General features: G+C 39.9%; 13 protein-coding genes. 7 read left to right on the forward strand and 6 right to left on the reverse strand.

The genetic code is table 11. The annotated features are described in order from the left end of the window. Positions 1-57 precede the first annotated feature (57 nt). Together B4C48_RS11820 and B4C48_RS11825 are read right to left on the reverse strand one after the other, a co-directional pair. Positions 58-1,845 carry an IlvD/Edd family dehydratase gene (locus tag B4C48_RS11820; protein ID WP_291356737.1) on the reverse strand — a complete coding sequence of 596 codons (1,788 nt, stop codon included), beginning with the start codon at positions 1,843-1,845 and terminating at the stop codon, positions 58-60. Between the two features lie 130 nt (positions 1,846-1,975). Then, entirely contained in the window at positions 1,976-3,151 is a 1,176-nt protein-coding gene (locus tag B4C48_RS11825; protein ID WP_291356739.1) for a fumarylacetoacetate hydrolase family protein, read from the reverse strand. A gap of 112 nt (positions 3,152-3,263) precedes the next feature. Here B4C48_RS11825 and B4C48_RS11830 point away from each other — a divergent pair, with 112 nt between their 5' ends. Further along, entirely contained in the window at positions 3,264-4,199 is a 936-nt protein-coding gene (locus tag B4C48_RS11830) for a LysR family transcriptional regulator (protein WP_291356741.1), read from the forward strand. A 49-nt stretch (positions 4,200-4,248) separates the two neighbouring features. On the opposite strand, the gene B4C48_RS11835 is transcribed toward B4C48_RS11830, so the two are convergent. Then, the gene (locus B4C48_RS11835) at positions 4,249-5,127 is read right to left on the reverse strand and encodes an SMP-30/gluconolactonase/LRE family protein (RefSeq protein ID WP_291356743.1); all 879 of its coding nucleotides are present in this window, start codon (positions 5,125-5,127) and stop codon (positions 4,249-4,251) included. Between the two features lie 351 nt (positions 5,128-5,478). Between B4C48_RS11835 and denD the strand changes: the two genes are divergently transcribed. The 4 genes from denD (at position 5,479) to B4C48_RS11855 (ending at position 10,374) form a co-directional block, all read left to right on the forward strand. After that, positions 5,479-6,471 (forward strand): D-erythronate dehydrogenase, encoded by a 993-nt coding sequence (denD, locus tag B4C48_RS11840; protein ID WP_291356745.1) that lies wholly within the window; start codon positions 5,479-5,481, stop codon positions 6,469-6,471. A 14-nt stretch (positions 6,472-6,485) separates the two neighbouring features. Beyond that, positions 6,486-7,859, forward strand: coding sequence for an MFS transporter (locus tag B4C48_RS11845; protein ID WP_291356747.1), 1,374 nt, complete (start codon positions 6,486-6,488; stop codon positions 7,857-7,859). 3 nt (positions 7,860-7,862) lie between these two features. After that, on the forward strand, positions 7,863-8,741 hold the full coding sequence (locus B4C48_RS11850; protein WP_291356750.1) for an NAD(P)-dependent oxidoreductase: 879 nt from the start codon (positions 7,863-7,865) through the stop codon (positions 8,739-8,741). Between the two features lie 313 nt (positions 8,742-9,054). Next, on the forward strand, positions 9,055-10,374 hold the full coding sequence (locus B4C48_RS11855; protein WP_219309963.1) for an MFS transporter: 1,320 nt from the start codon (positions 9,055-9,057) through the stop codon (positions 10,372-10,374). A 205-nt stretch (positions 10,375-10,579) separates the two neighbouring features. Here the strand turns inward: B4C48_RS11855 and B4C48_RS11860 are convergent, their stop codons facing one another. The 3 genes from B4C48_RS11860 to B4C48_RS11870 form a co-directional block, all read right to left on the reverse strand. Next, entirely contained in the window at positions 10,580-11,530 is a 951-nt protein-coding gene (locus B4C48_RS11860; RefSeq protein ID WP_291356753.1) for an NAD(P)-dependent oxidoreductase, read from the reverse strand. 37 nt (positions 11,531-11,567) lie between these two features. Beyond that, positions 11,568-12,284: a FadR/GntR family transcriptional regulator gene (locus tag B4C48_RS11865; RefSeq protein WP_291356755.1), complete on the reverse strand. Its 717-nt coding sequence runs from the start codon at positions 12,282-12,284 to the stop codon at positions 11,568-11,570. An 80-nt stretch (positions 12,285-12,364) separates the two neighbouring features. Then, positions 12,365-14,098 carry an IlvD/Edd family dehydratase gene (locus B4C48_RS11870; protein ID WP_291356757.1) on the reverse strand — a complete coding sequence of 578 codons (1,734 nt, stop codon included), beginning with the start codon at positions 14,096-14,098 and terminating at the stop codon, positions 12,365-12,367. A 166-nt stretch (positions 14,099-14,264) separates the two neighbouring features. Between B4C48_RS11870 and B4C48_RS11875 the strand changes: the two genes are divergently transcribed. Beyond that, positions 14,265-15,575: an MFS transporter gene (locus tag B4C48_RS11875; protein WP_291356759.1), complete on the forward strand. Its 1,311-nt coding sequence runs from the start codon at positions 14,265-14,267 to the stop codon at positions 15,573-15,575. Between the two features lie 4 nt (positions 15,576-15,579). Then, the gene (gene araD1, locus B4C48_RS11880; protein ID WP_291356761.1) at positions 15,580-16,578 is read left to right on the forward strand and encodes an AraD1 family protein; all 999 of its coding nucleotides are present in this window, start codon (positions 15,580-15,582) and stop codon (positions 16,576-16,578) included. The last annotated feature ends 48 nt before the right edge of the window (positions 16,579-16,626 follow it).

A 16,626-nucleotide genomic window follows, 5' to 3' on the forward strand; every position in this document is an offset into this window, starting at 1 on the left:
GGTACCCGCTATAAAGTTGTGTCCAATTGTATTCATCTGATTAGTCCTAGATTCGATTTAATGAGAATGTCGGGGCAAGTTTTTGTCATTAATGACACGCATATATAAGGTTGCTGGTTCCAGGCATCCACCTGTAGAAAGTTGTCCTACTAACTTGCGATACATTTCTTGCCATGGGGTTTGAGATGCAGGGTAGTCAGGTTTCCATTGTTGACGGCGGCGTTCTAATTCCTCATCAGAAACAAGTACATTTACAGAACGTTTATTTAAATCAATTCTTAAACGGTCATTGGTCTTGAGCAATGCAATCCCACCCCCAATAGCTGCTTCAGGTGACATATTTAAAATAGAAGGGCTGGCTGATGTTCCACTTTGGCGACCATCACCTAAACAAGGTAAAGAATCAATGCCTTTTTTGATTAGCTCTGTAGGAGGTGCCATGTTTACGACTTCAGCACTACCTGGATAACCGACTGTACCTGCACCACGAATGACTAAGATGCAGTTTTCATCAATATTAAGATCGGGGTCGTTAATACGGGCGTGATAGTCTTCTGGCCCTTCAAAGACAATCGCTCGAGCTTCAAAGCTATTTTCATCCTGCGGATTAGACAAATAGGTTTTCCTGAATGCCTCTCCCACAACAGACATTTTCATAATCGCACTATCAAAGAAATTACCACTGAGTACAATAAATCCGGCGCCATGTTTAAGCGGCTCTTGATAGGGATAAATTACATCAGCGTTTGAGGTTTTAGATTGCTTGGCAATTTCACCTATAGTCTTGCCGCTCACTGTTGCACAATCTTCATGAATAACACCTGCTTGTTGCAGTTCATGTAATACTGAGGGAACACCACCAGCTCTGTGAAAACCTTCACCCAGATATTTACCTGCAGGCATACAATTGACAATCAGTGGGATAGATTCGCCTACACGCTGCCAATCATCTAGCGTCAGCTCAATACCCATATGGCGTGCAATCGCAATCAAATGGGGAGGACAGTTACTTGAAGCCCCTAAAGCAGAGGCAACAGCAATCGCATTCTCAAAGGATTTTTTGGTCATAATTTTTGAGGGTCTTAAATCCTCAAGGACCATCTCACAGATGCGTTTACCGGTCGCATAAGCCATTTGACCACGCTCACGATAAGGCGCAGGAATACTGGCACACGTCGGTAAAGACATACCTAAGGCTTCAGCCAAGGCATTCATGGAAAGTGCCGTGCCCATGGTATTGCAATGCCCAACTGATGGAGATGCTGAAGTGGTCATTTCCATAAACCCTTCATAATCAATTTCACCAGAAGCCAGTAAATTTCGTGCATGCCAGATCACTGTACCTGATCCAATTAAATCACCTTTATAGTGGCCATCCAGCATAGGTCCACCTGAAAGAACAATAGCCGGTAAATCGGTAGTGGCTGCTGCCATGAGGCAGGCAGGTGTGGTTTTGTCGCAACCAGTGGTCAGGACCACGCCATCAAGCGGGTAGCCATGGAGAATTTCCACTAAACCTAAATAGGCTAAATTGCGGTCAAGCGCGGCAGTAGGACGGCGTGATTGTTCTGCAATTGGATGAACTGGAAATTCCATAGGAATACCACCGGCATCACGAATACCGGCCTTAACGCGTTCTGCTAATTCTTTGTGGTGACGATTACAAGGAGTTAAATCACTGCCTGTCTGTGCAATACCAATAATTGGTCGACCGGACTGAAGCTCATCACGTGTCAAACCATAATTCATATATCGTTCAACATACAAAGCTGTCATATCTGCATGTTCTGGATCATCAAACCATTCCTGGCTACGTAAAAAAATCCGTTTACTTTGATTATTCATTTCCAGATCCTTAACTTTAATATTATGCAAATGAGCAATATGGGAAGCAGTTATTTATTTGAAAGGCAGAGACCAACCCTAAAGCTAATCATTTAGGAATACCATTCAACCTAGGGATAATATGTGAAAACTATAGTAATTCACGCTGCTTTAAATTTTGCATCAATGAGTTGATGCCAAAATTCCAAGGTGATGCTCTGTCGCTGGTCGTTACAGTGTTGTAAAGAGTGCCTAGTTTAGGAGTATGAATCCGTACGACATCATCAACTTTGTGGGTAAAGCCCGCTCCAGGTTTTTCTCGATCTTGGGTAGGGGCAAATAATGTTCCTAAAAATAGTACAAATCCGTCCGGATACTGATGATTTTCATTTAAAGTCTGTTGAATTAAATCTTCTGGATCACGACTAATTTGAGACATGGAACTTAAACCATTCAAGACAAAATGATCCGTTCCTTCAATTTTGAGTTCTACCTCACATGAGCGGATATCATCCAAATTAAAAGTTTGATCAAATAAGCGGATGAAAGGACCAATTGCGCATGAGGCATTGTTATCTTTAGCTTTGCTCAATAAAAGGGCACTACGTCCCTCGAAATCACGCAGATTGACATCATTACCTAAAGTCGCACCTAAAATTTCACCTTGGCTATTTGCCACTAGAACCACTTCAGGTTCAGGATTATTCCACTCTGATTTTGGATGAATACCAATATTTTGACCTGTACCTACGGCTGCTAAAACAGGAGCTTTGGTGAATATTTCTGCATCACTGCCAATCCCAACTTCAAGATATTGAGACCACATATTTTGTTCAATTAAGTATTTTTTTAATTCAAGTGCTTTTACAGAGCCAGGCTGAATAGATTTAAGACTGTCTCCAATCACTCCCTGCACGATTTCCCGAATGTGTTGCGCTTTATCCGCATCTCCTGCAGCCTGTTCTTCAATTACCCGCTCCAGCATACTTGCAGCAAAAGTTACTCCTGCAGCCTTAATCACTTGCAGATCAATAGGTGCTAAAAAATAAGCTTTACTTGGATCTGGCTCAGGCAAAGTATTTGCAAAAATTTCATCAATATTCCCAATCAATTGACCTTCAATTTTAGAGAGAGCCGAGATCGGGGAATCAGTTTCTAATAATTCAGAGATCGTATTGAAATGACTAGAAATATCAAAAACCTGATTACCTTTCAAAATCACTGGCGATGGACCAGCAACTTTATGCGGTACCCATGCTCGCCCAATTAAGCATCCTTGTGTACCATCCACTGGCAATGAATTGGCTGAATTTAATGTAAATTTCATGTAAAGCAACTCTATTTATAATTGAAATCATCGTAGAATTCCTTTCTAATAAATACCAATGATAATAATTTAATAATTAATAACCTGTAGTTATTGGTAAAAGGATTTCTAAATGGCAGACTTAAATTATTCAAGTTTCAATAATTGGTTCAAATATAGGCACTTGGTTTTATTGGAGACTTTGGCAAGAACTAAAAATATGCATTTAGCAGCTGAACAGATGAATTTAAGTCAGCCCGCGATCAGTAAGATGCTGAAAGAAATTGAAAATATGCTGGGTTTTTCTATTTTTGAACGCTTACCGAGAAGTATGCCTGTAACAGCATTGGGGCAGCATGTGATTTGTTATGCACAGCGGGTCCTGAATGATGCCAAACATTTTGTTGAAGATATTGAAATGCTGAGGCTAGGTGGACATGGATTTCTTAAAGTAGGTGGAATTTTTGCTGCAACCGCGTCTGTCATTCCAAATTCTGTGATTGAGATTAAAAAGAAATGGCCATTACTCTCCATTGATGTTGTTGAACAGACCAGTGATCATTTAATGGAAATGCTCAGTGAACATACACTGGATTTAGCGGTTGGCCGATTTACCCAGGCAACACAACAGCAATTTTTTGATTTTAAGCCCTTAGGACCTGAGCCTTTTTGTATTGTGGTTAATCATGAGCATCCCTATGCTCAAAAGAAATTTTGTAAATTGAACGAACTCATGGATTGGCCTTGGGTGGTTTACCCTAAAGGAACACCAATTCGTGAACGTATGGAAGCGGCATTTATGCGCGCAAATGTTAAAGTCCCTTTGAATACGGTCAATACCATGTCCATGCAAACTTTCCTACAGATTATACAAACTGCTCCCATGGTCGCTATGCTGCCTGAAGCAATGGTCGCTCAACAGGTGAAAGACGGGAAACTATGCATTATAGAAACCGAGTTGATTTTAGATGCCCAGGATTACGGTATTTTGACGAGGAAAAACGAACCAATTTCAGAAATTGCACAAACATTTATAGAAATTTTATTAGGAAAGGCTAAGCAGAATTAGCTATAAATATCACTTGGCTAATTAAATCAGCCAAGTGATTAAATGGCATTTAACCTTTGAAATATGTTTCGGCGACACCTTGGATCCCTAATCCATAAATGGCAAATACACTACCACGCAACTGATTGTCTCCGGGAAAACGTGGTAGTGGAGGTTGAGACATAGAGGTAACAAAGAGCACATCTAAATCTTTACCCCCAAACGCCAGACTGGTCACTTTTTTAACCGGCATTTCAATGATTCGATCTATGCTGCCATCAGGCGCATAACGTACCAATTTCCCTGAATATACTTTCGCACTCCAGACATAACCTTCACTATCTACAGTTGATCCGTCTGCTGAGCCGCCATCTTGCGTATCGATTTTGCAAAAAACCTGTTTATTCGTTAAACCGGTATCTGCACTGTCATAATCGTATGACCAGATTTCACCTTGCCAGGTATCTGTAAAGTAGAACTTATTACCTTTTGGATTCCAGCATATCCCATTTGAAGTATTGATATTTTCTTCTAGTTTCTGAACCGTCATATCTGTATTTAAACGATATAAAGAGGCGGTTTTATCTTCCTCCATACGGTTCATCGATCCAAAAACAAAACGACCTTGTCGGTCTACACCTCCATCGTTCAGACGGTTAAAAGGCATATCTGGTTCAGGGTGATCAATAAATTCTAAATCGCCAGTATCAAAATCTAGGCTATGCAGCCCATTTTCTAATGCAACAATTGCTCCATTATGATTTTCACGTAATGCGTAAGATCCGATCTTTTGAAGGGTTTCCCAAGCTTTCAGGTCTTTACCTTGCTCATCACAGGAAAACAAGCGACCGTCAAATATATCTACCCAAAATAATCGTTGACGAACAGGATCCCATGTCGGTACTTCACCTAAACGTGTCTTAACATCAACAAATACTTTAATTTCCATTTACATTATCCTGAAAGATGATCTCTATTTAATAGGCATTCAATTTATTGAAAAATAATATACTTTCTAAGTAAATTATAATTTAGTTTAAGAAATTACTAATGATGAAATATCAATCTTTGATAAACAGAAGTTATTAAACCTAAAGTAGCGATATTCTGAAATAAAAAATAATAAGAATTAGGTATATAAGTCTTTGAATATAAATTTCTATTGAATTACGCATTCATATTGATATTAAAAAGTTATCGATATTGAGGAATAATTCATTGGTAATTATTAATCATCCTCCTTAATTTGACTCATCTACGATGTAAATCGTCTGATTCTTAAATTAGGGAAGGATTACCTATGAATATACTTATTACTGGTGGAACTGGTTTTATAGGCAAACAGATAGCTAGAAAAATCTTGAAATTAGGGACTATCAAACTAGATGGACAAGCTGCTCAATCCGTAGAAAAAATCATATTATTCGATGCCTTTGCAGGAGAGGACATTCCTGAAGATCCAAAAATTCAGGTTGTGATCGGCGATATTACTGATAAAAAACAGGTATTAGAAATTACTAAAAATGTAGATGTTATTTGGCATTTAGCTGCTGTGGTAAGTTCTGCTGCAGAAGCTGATTTTGATCTAGGTATGGAAGTCAATTTGTATGGTTTGTTGACCTTACTTGAATCGGTAAGACAGCACGGGATCAAACCCCGATTTATTTTTGCCAGCGGTTGCGCTGTATTTGGAGGTGCTCTACCAGAAGTAGTTACAGATGACACGGTCGTCACACCTAAATCGTCCTATGGCATGCAAAAGGCAGTAGGCGAATTACTTGTTTCAGACTACTCACGTAAAGGCTTCATTGATGGGCGAGTATTACGTTTACCTACAATTGTTGTTCGTCCAGGTAAGCCCAATAAAGCTGCTTCAACATTTTTTAGTTCGATCATTCGTGAACCGCTCAAAGGTGAAACTGCGGTTTGTCCTGTCCAAGCTGATACGCCAGTATTTATCACCTCTCCACGTCGCTGTGTTGACTCAATGATTCACGCAGCGGTTATTTCTCCGGATCAGTTATCCGATCAGCGCATTATTCCATTACCTGGTTTAACGGTGACCGTTCAGCAAATGCTGGAAGCCCTAGAAAAAATTGCAGGAAAATCCGCAGTAGATCTCGTGCAGTGGCAAGAAGATAAAACCATTCAACGTATTGTGAAAAGTTGGCCAGTGCGAGTTAAAGCTGAATATGCTGAATCACTCGGTTTCAAAGCGGATAAGAATTTTGAAAGCATCATCGAGGCGCATATTGAAGATACCCAGGAATTAATAGCTGAGATAGCTAATTAAAGTGAGACAGTATTATGGAAGATATTCAAGCTAAATCTGCTTTAGAAGAGCAGACCATTAAACGTATTTCAAAAAGAATTATTCCTTTTCTTATTATTCTGTTTGTAATGGCATTTTTAGACAGAACAAATATCGGCTTTGCTGCTTTGCATATGAATGATGCAATTGGCATTACTCAAACGATATTTGGCTTAGGCGCTGGTATTTTTTTCCTTGGTTATTTTATTGCCGAAGTTCCGAGTAATGTACTGCTACATCGCTTCGGTGCCAGAATCTGGATCGCGCGTATCATGATTACTTGGGGAATCATTGCTGCCTTAATGGGCTTTATCCAAAATGGAACCCAATTTATCGTTTTGCGTTTTTTACTTGGTATTGCGGAAGCTGGCTTTTTTCCTGGTGTGATCTTCTATCTTACTTTGTGGTTTCCAGCGCGATATCGTGCACGTGTATTTGCCACATTTTATTTAGGTCTCCCAATTGCCCAGATTATTGGCGCACCTATTTCAGTTGGACTGATGCAATGGGGTAATACTATCGGTTATGAAGGCTGGCGCATGATGTATGTGCTTGAGGGCATTCCATCCATCATTCTAGGGATCATTTGTCTTAAATACTTAACCAATACGCCTAAAGAAGCTCAGTGGCTCACTACAGAACAGCGTCAATGGTTAATGAGAACTTTAGAGAGAGAAGAACTTGAAAAAACTGAAGCTGCTGACTCTCATTTAACTAAGTCAGCGCTTATTAAACAAGTGTTTAAAAATCCATTGGTATGGATTATGGCCATTGTTTACTTTGGCATTACTTCTGGTTCAAATGCCATGTTCTTCTTCTTGCCAAGTGTGCTGGAGTCATTCCGTAATACCTTTGGCATGGAAATCAGTTTAATTCAAAATGGTCTTTTAACTGCAATTCCATATGCATTCGCTGCTGTAGGTATGATTTTATGGAGCCGACGCTCGGATCGTAAACAGGAACGTCATAAGCATGGTGCTTGTGCAGCTCTTATGGCGGCAAGTGCAATTGCAATCGCATTAATTGTCAACCAGCCCTGGGCTATTATTGTTGGGTTTATTTTCCTGGCAATTGGAGTGTTTAGTGCGATTAACATTTTCTGGACACTACCAGGTCAGACATTGACGGGAGTAGGTGCCGCCGCTGGTATTGGACTGATTAACTCTGTAGGTAACTTAAGTGGTTTTACAGGGCCATATTTAACAGGGTACTTATATACCACGACTGGTACTTATACTACTGCATTTCTAGTCATCGCTGGATTTGTTGCGATTGGCGGGATCGGGTTATTGGTACTCGCGCGATTAAATGGCAAACAGATAGAAAAAGAAAAATTAAATCTGAAAGCCCAACCCAATCAAGGAGTATAAAACATGGCAAGGATTGGATTCGTGGGAACCGGTATTATGGGCACACCCATGGTTATGAACTTAATCAAGGATGGTCACCAGGTTCAGGTTTGGAATAGAACAATTTCTAAATTGAAAACATTAGAAGAGGCGGGCGCACAAGTCTGTCATCAGCTATCGGAAGTTGGAAGAGATGTTGATCTTCTTATTGTAATGCTGAGTGATGGAAAAACTTGTGATGAAGTCCTGTTCCAAAAAGATGGAGCGATCTCTGAACTAAAGAAAAATAGTATTGTGATTGTCATGAGTTCAATCCCGGTAGAAACTGCAAAACATCAAAATGAACGATGTTTATCCTTAGGATTAAGATACCTGGATGCACCTGTTTCAGGCGGTGAAAAAGGTGCACAAAATGCGACTCTAGCTATTATGGTGGGTGGTGAGGAAGATACCTTTACTGAAGCCCAAACTGTTCTAAATTCTATGGGCAGAGCAGTCTTGGTGGGCGCTGCCGGATGTGGAGAGCTCGCCAAACTGGTTAACCAGATGATTGTGGCGAGTACGATTGCTACCGTGGCAGAAGGTTTGCTCTTTGCTCAGCAAGGCGGGGCTGATCCTTATAAAGTAAAGCAGGCATTAACTGGTGGATTTGCTGACTCTCCTATTTTGCAACAGCATGGTGAACGTATGTTAAGTCAAAACTTTAAACCAGGAGGCGCAGCGAGTACTCAGTTAAAAGATACTCATACTGCTATAAATTATGCACAGAAATTAAAATTAAAGTTGCCGGTAGCGGAATTGGTAGATCAGCTCTTTTCAGATATGGTCCATCATGGCGATGGAGCCTTAGATCATTCAGGATTAATTCGTGAATTAAAAAGGCTTAATAATATAGAGGTATAGCTATATCTCTTGATATTTTTTAAAACTGGCTTTTAAATAGCCAGTTTTTTTATTTTAAATATATTATTTTTAATTCTAAAATATTTAATACATTTTAATATCTATTTTTAAATCAATGTTTTTTAAAATAAAATATATATCGATAGGACTGAGTTATCGAATGCTGGGAAAATGTAATTGGAATTTCAAAATCGATAGAACTATATTTTTTTATATTTTATTAAATAGAGAAATTCTCTATTAAATAAAATTATTCAGAATAAGAATGGATGGAATTAACCATTTTCAGGTGGTTAATAAATAGGGAAAGAGAATGAGTTTAAAAAAAGTTCATCGGCATTCATGGGTGTCTCTTGTTGTTTGCTGGTTAATCTGGCTGGTTATTGCATATGATCGTGAACTCATATTCCGCGCGGCAGTCATGATTTGTGAAGAGTTCTCTCTTACACCCACAGAGTGGGGCTATACCATTGCCGCTATTACTGTGTCCCTAGCCTTACTCAGTATTCCGGTAAGTGCCTATTGTGATTTAAAAGCACCGGGCTGGAAACGTGCTATGTTCCAGTGGCCTTTGATTGTCGGATTTACTTTTCTGTCCTTACTTTCTGGCATCATGTCATTTAGTAATACTTTCTATAAGTTTGTTATCTTACGGATATTGGTGTCCATTGGTTGTGGGGTAGCCGAACCCATCGGGGTGAGTAACACTGCAGAATGGTGGCCTAAAGAGCACCGAGGATTTGCAATCGGTGCCCACCATGCTGGTTATCCCGTTGGTGCAATGCTGAGTGGGGTAGTAATGGCATCAATTATTTATTATTTTGGTCCTGAAAACTGGCGTTATGCATTTTATCTCGGCATCATGATTTCAGTACCGGTATTAACATTCTGGGCTATTTATTCAAACAAGAAACGCTATGATGAGTTTCATGATGCATGTATAGATCGAGGACTTACTCCACCGACAGATAATCCATGTCTAGAAACCAAATCCTTAAATCCAGCTGCTGCGAAGAAAGGTTCCTTAAAAAGAACTTTAAAGTCACGCGGTATTTTATTTACGGCGGGTAGTACCTTAATTACACACATTGTATATCTTGGTTTCCTGACTATTTTTCCTGCATATCTTTATAATATTGTGGGACTAGATCTTGCTAAAGCGGCAGGTTTAAGTGCCGTATTTACAATTACAGGAATTATGGGGCAAATTTTCTGGCCTTCTTTGTCCGATAAAATTGGACGCCGTAAAACACTCATTCTTTGTGGAATCTGGATGGCTGTTGGTATTGCCAGTTTCTGTTTAACCCAAGGTGTAATTTCTGTCATTATTATTCAATTAATTTTTGGTTTCTCTGCCAATGCAATCTGGCCAATTTATTATGCCACAGCATCAGATTATGCCGAGCAAGATGCCATGGGTACAGCGAACAGTATCATTACCGTGGCCCTTTATGTGGGAGGAGCGATTGCCCCCATTCTCATGGGTTCATTACTGACGAATTTTGGAGGATGGCATAATGCAACCGGTTATACACTTTGCTTTATTTTAATGTCAGTCTGTGCATTGATTGGTGTGTTGCTGCAAGTTATCTTGGGCTATCTGGACAAGAAAGATCATTTAAAACCTGTTTAATTCCTGATTAATTCCATAAATTTCGACTGTAGTTTCCTCATGGATTGAGGGTGCTACAGTCTTATCCATTTTTATATTTGAGTTAAAGGATTTGGCTTTCATGTGGGTTTCATCCAGCTAAATGAATAGGACGGGCATCTTAATAATGAACCGTCCTATTTTTTATATTAGTTTTTTTATTTAATACTCTCTTTTATAAATTGAACTAAACCAGATTTTGATCATGACCTAAAATATTCTGGTTCACATTACTCTCCAAAATAGAGAACAGTCGTTCTTGAGCTTCATCAGTAGCCCAAGCAATATGCGCTGTAATCATGACATTTGGATGCTTGAGTTTTAACAAGGGATGATCGGCTGCAGGAGGCTCCTGGTCCAGCACATCTGCACCAAAACCTGCAATCTGCTGATTCATTAATGCTTCTGCAACATCCTCACTATGAACCAAACCGCCACGGCCTACATTAATCAAAATGCTATCTTTTTTCATTTGACTGAGTACAGTCCGATCAATCATAAAACGGGTTTCATCATTCAACTCACAATGCAAGGACAGCACATCAGCAAGCTGAATTGCCTGTGTAAATGGAACATATCCTTCACGACAGGTGGTAGCATTCTTACGTTCACTGAAGGTAACTTTCATACCAAATGCCTGGGCTTTTTCTGCAAGCGATTGACCGATTTCGCCCTTACCTACAATGACCAGATTTTTATTTTTGAGTTCACGGATGGGCGCTGCAAGATAGAAAGATACTGGACTATTTGACCAGGTCCCATCGCGAACCGCTTTAACTTGGGAGTCGAAATTTTTGATCAGGTTCATCATCAGGACAAATGCATGTTCAGCCACTGCATCGCCAGCATAGCCACGAATATTGCAGATTTTGATATCTCTAGACTTTAATAAATCGACATCTACATGATCGTAACCTGTGGAACAAAGTGCCAGTAACTTTAAGTTCGGATTATTGTCCAGAATCTGTTCATCAACTTTCAGGTCACTGATGATGAGCACATCCTGATCATGGACCTGATCATAAAACTGTTGCTGACTTAACTGCTCATATTCAGTGTATTCAACAGGGAAATTAAATTGAAATGCTTTATTTAGTAATACGCCTTTTTCAACACAGGTAACTTTTACGGTATTCATAAATCTTTAATGTCTACATAGTGGTACTGCGTATGACTTATTTTTTAATTAAATCATATGCCATTTTAGTATCCTCTAACTGCACCAGCGAGGCATGACGTGCAGAAAGAGGGTCTTTATTTTCAATTGCAGTTAAAATTGCTTTATGCCGAGGCAATGAATGGTTCTGTAAATTCGGTCTTAAACTGGTAACCTGGATTGCCTGCTGCAAAGGTAAAACCAGCATTTTTGACATATATGCCAATAAATCATTATGAGTTGCTTTGGCAATTGAAAGGTGAAAGTCAATATCCGGCTGGATAAACTCTTCGATACTTTCTGCCTGTTCCATCCCTGCATACGCTTTTTTAATGCGTGCTATATCTTCCTCTGTCGCCGTACTTGCTGCGATATAAGCCAATTCCGGCTCTAATACACGACGTACAGTAGATAAAGTTTTAAAAAATTCATTTTCAGGGGTGGATTGTATAAGCCAGTATAAAATATCCGGATCAAGTAAATGCCATTCATCTTTAGGGCGAACAACCGTACCAATTTTAGGGCGAGAATAGGTCAGGCCTTTGGCATTCAGAACACGAATAGCTTCACGAAATACCGGTCGACTGACTTGAAATTCTTCACATAACTCTGCCTCTGAAGGCAATTTTGCATTTTCCGGTATTTCGCCAGATACTATTTTTAGACCTAATTGCTGAACAATAAGAGCATGTTGGCTTTTACTTGGAACAGGATTTTTATAGTCGGCATTACTCATATTTTACAATTGACCATTTATGATCTCATTATGGTATAGATGACCTTATGATTTCACAAGATCATCTAAATTTTAGCCACTTAATGTGAATGTCGGGGTACTTCAGAGCCTCGGCAACCTACCAGAAAATCAAAGTCACAGCCTTGATCTGCCTGAAGTACATGATCTACATAGAGCTGACGATAGCCCCCAATAAAGCTTGGTCTTGGTGGTTCTGGTAAATTGGCTAAACGTTGCTGCAATTCTTCATCAGAAATATCCAGGTGTAATTTTCCGGCATAAGCATCGAGTTCAATATAGTCACCATTTTGAACAGCGGCCAAAGGACCACCGGCCATAGCTTCTGGTGCAACATGCAAGACTACCGTGCCATATGCAGTACCACTCATTCGTGCATCAGAAATACGAACCATGTCGGTAATTCCTTTTGCCAGAATTTTTGGAGGTAATCCCATATTTCCGACTTCTGCCATGCCTGGATAACCTTTTGGACCGGCATTCTTGAGTACCAAGACACAGGTTTCGTCTACATCAAGATCTGGATCAACAATACGTGCCTTATAGTCATCAAAGTTTTCAAAGACTACAGCACGTCCACGATGTTTCATTAATTCAGGGGAGGCCGCAGACGGTTTCAATACAGCGCCTTTTGGTGCCAAATTACCTTTAAGAATACACATCCCCCCATCATTACGAAGTGGGTTATCAATTTGACGAATCACTTCATCATTGTAGATAGGGGAGTTTTGGCAATTTTCCCAGATCGATTGACCATTGACAGTTAATGCTTGAGGATGGGGAAGTAGATTATTTTCACCCATACGACGTAATACTGCTGGCAATCCACCACTATAATAAAATTCTTCCATCAGGAAGCGCCCTGAGGGCTGCAAATCAACAATGGTTGGCATACCGCGACCCACACGGTTCCAGTCATCCAGTTCCAGATCAACCCCGATTCGGCCAGCAATTGCTTTCAGATGAATAACAGCATTGGTTGAACCACCAATTGCAGCATTAACTTTGATAGCATTTTCAAAAGCTTCTTTAGTTAAAATTTTAGAAAGACGCAGATCTTCTTTCACCATATCTACAATACGCATACCAGATAAATGCGCCAATACATAACGACGAGAATCTACCGCAGGGATTGCCGCATTATGGGGTAAAGAGGTTCCTAAAGCTTCTGCCATACATGCCATTGTAGAAGCTGTACCCATGGTATTACAGGTTCCTGCTGAACGTGACATACCAGATTCAGCTGATAAAAATTCATTTAAATCAATTTTTCCTGCTTTTAATTCTTCATGCATCTGCCAGACGATAGTACCCGCACCGATATCTTTACCCTTATGTTTGCCATTCAGCATAGGACCGCCTGTCACCACAATTGCAGGAACGTCACAACTTGCAGCACCCATGAGCAAAGCAGGAGTCGTTTTATCACAACCTGTTAACAAGACAACGCCGTCGATGGGGTTACCGCGAATTGCTTCCTCTACATCCATACTGGCTAAGTTACGGGTAAGCATTGCAGTAGGGCGTAAGTTGGATTCTCCATTGGAGAAAACCGGGAACTCAACTGGAAAGCCGCCAGCTTCTAAAACACCTTTTTTGACATGCTCAGCAATTTTACGGAAATGTGCATTACAAGGTGTAAATTCTGACCAGGTGTTACAAATACCAATAATTGGTCGTCCATCAAACTCGTGATCTGGAATCCCCTGATTTTTCATCCAACTACGATACATAAATCCATTTTTATCGGTTGTCCCAAACCATGCAGCTGAGCGTAAAGGTTGTTTGTTAGACATCTCTATATCCCTATATAGTATTACTATTAAAAACATTAAAACTAAAATACAGTAAATAAAATGCTTTTAAAAGGGTTTACAATTTAAATAGTAATACTATATTTTATTCTGGTAAATTCCTCTTTCAGCATGAAGCTAAAACTAGAAATGGAAAATGGAGTCGAATATGGAATTCGAGAAGGATGTCATCAGGAAGGTAACATTTAAGCTCATACCCGCTTTAGTGGTCTTATATTTAGTTGCTTATATTGATCGTGCGGCAGTCGGTTTTGCTCATTTACATATGGGGGCAGATGTAGGAATAGGTGATGCGGCTTATGGATTAGGTGCAGGTTTATTCTTTATTGGTTATTTCTTATTTGAGGTGCCAAGTAATCTACTCTTAGACAAGTTTGGCGCAAGAAAGTGGTTTGCCAGAATTCTGCTTACATGGGGGTTAATCACCATGGCAATGGCACTCATTCAAGGACCTTACAGTTTTTATATCCTCAGATTTTTACTCGGTGTAGCTGAAGCTGGCTTCTTTCCAGGAGTACTATATCTGATCACCCAATGGTATCCAGTGCGCCATCGTGGAAAAATCATGGGGATGTTTATTCTTTCTCAGCCGATTGCCATGATGGTAGCCGGGCCTTTGGCAGGTGCATTATTGGGCATGGACGGTATTGCCAATATGCATGGCTGGCAGTGGTTATTTGTGATGGTCGGTTTACCGGCAGTGTTATTGTCTTTACCTACCTTGCTTTATCTTCCAGAAAAAATTAATAGTGTTAAGTGGCTGAGTAATGAACAAAAAATTTGGTTAAGTAATGAGCTGGTTAAAGATGAAGCTGAATATGATCAAACACGTCATGGAAATCCGCTTCATGCTTTAAAAGATAAGCGTGTATTGACTCTTGCTTTGTATTATCTACCCGTCACTTTAAGCATTTATGGCTTAAATCTCTGGTTACCCACCATTATCAAGCAGTTTAGTGGTGGTTCAGATTTACAAGTAGGTTTTCTCTCAAGTATTCCTTATGTATTCGGAATTATTGGTCTACTTATTATTCCCCGCAGTACAGATAAATTAAATGACCGTTATGGACACCTGAGCTTCTTATATGCCTTAGGAGCTTGTGGCATGTTCTTTAGTGCATGGCTAACTTCTCCTGTTATGCAATTGATCGCTCTTTCTGTTGTTGCATTCTGTCTATTTTCAACCACAGCCGTATTCTGGACACTTCCTGGACGCTTCTTGACAGGTGCCAGCGCAGCAGCAGGTATTGCTCTTATTAACTCAGTTGGAAATCTGGGTGGTTATATCGGTCCATTTGGAATTGGTTTATTGAAGCAATACACCGGCAACATGGCTTCAGGTTTGTACTTTTTAACAATAGTCATGATTTTTGGTTTGATTTTGACATATTTCGTCTATGCAAAATTTGAGACCAAAACATCTAAAACAATGAACATTAATGAAAATGCTAAAGGATAGCAGCATGAATATTATTCAGTTTGAAGATCATTCTAATCAGCGTGCAATAGGCGTCGTAGAAAACAATCAGGTATCTCAGATTAATACAGTGACTACTGTACGTGAGCTTGCATTATTAGCAATAGAAAAAGGTCTTTCGCTTGAAAAGCAAGTTGAGATATTAGGTTTTGTAGAACAACGTTATGACTATGCTGAGCTGTTAGAGCATCATAAGGTTTTGCCACCATTGGATCATCCGGATGCTGCTCATTGTTTTATCTCGGGAACAGGCTTGACCCATTTAGGATCAGCATCCGCACGCGACAAGATGCATCAACAGAACCTGAATGATCCGGCTTCGATGACAGATACCATGCGCATGTTCCAGTGGGGACTAGAAAAAGGTAAACCTGAAGCAGGTCAGGTGGGTGCACAACCAGAATGGTTTTATAAAGGGGATGGCTCAATTGTTGTACGTCCTGGGAAAGAATTACCATTGCCTCCTTTTGCTGAAGATGGGGGTGAAGAACCTGAGATTGCCGGTTTATATGTGATTGGCCCGGATTTAAAACCGTATCGTATTGGTTTTGCACTAGGCAATGAATATTCAGATCATGTGATGGAACGCCGTAATTATTTATATCTTGCACATTCAAAATTACGTTTTTGCAGTTATGGCCCGGAATTAAGAACGGGAGATCTGCCTAAACATTTGGTAGGTAAAAGCCGGCTGAAACGTAATGGTGAAGTGATCTGGGAAAAAGAGTTTCTTTCAGGTGAAGACAATATGTGTCATAGCCTGACTAATCTTGAATATCACCATTTCAAATATCAACAGTTCCTCAAGCCTGGAGATGTACATATCCACTACTTCGGTACAGCGACCTTGTCTTTTGCAGATGGTATGAAAGCTGAAATTGGCGATGAATTTGAAATTGAAATGAAAGAGTTTGGTCAACCATTGGTAAATAAACTCGCACCTACTCAACCTGAACTACCAATTGGCTCAGTCATTACTCTTTAAGGAATTAATATTATGAATAATATCGGCCACAACTTTATAGCGGGTACC

This window comes from Acinetobacter sp. UBA3106 (assembly GCA_002365595.1).
GTDB lineage: Bacteria > Pseudomonadota > Gammaproteobacteria > Pseudomonadales > Moraxellaceae > Acinetobacter.